Source organism: Massilia sp. LMS1-1-1.1 (genome assembly GCF_040815535.1).
Taxonomy (GTDB): Bacteria; Pseudomonadota; Gammaproteobacteria; order Burkholderiales; family Burkholderiaceae_D; genus Janthinobacterium; species Janthinobacterium aestuarii.
Genome location: NZ_JBFPNG010000060.1, coordinates 1 through 215 on the forward strand (window position 1 = coordinate 1; position 215 = coordinate 215).

General features: G+C 48.8%; 1 rRNA gene. It reads right to left on the reverse strand.

The features are described 5' to 3' along the window. Positions 1-148 precede the first annotated feature (148 nt). A 16S ribosomal RNA gene (locus tag MRBLMS1_RS26910) occupies positions 149-215 on the reverse strand; the annotation flags it as partial.

Here is a 215-nt window from a genome sequence, read left to right on the forward strand (position 1 = left end):
CTGGTTGGACTCGAACCAACGACCCCCGCGTTATCAACACGGTGCTCTAACCAGCTGAGCTACAGCCCCAAATGCTGTTCTTTATATTAACAGCCGATAAGTGTGAACATTTGATGCGTGAATCATTTCTGATTCGTGCAAACTCTAGAAAGGAGGTGATCCAGCCGCACCTTCCGATACGGCTACCTTGTTACGACTTCACCCCAGTCACGAAT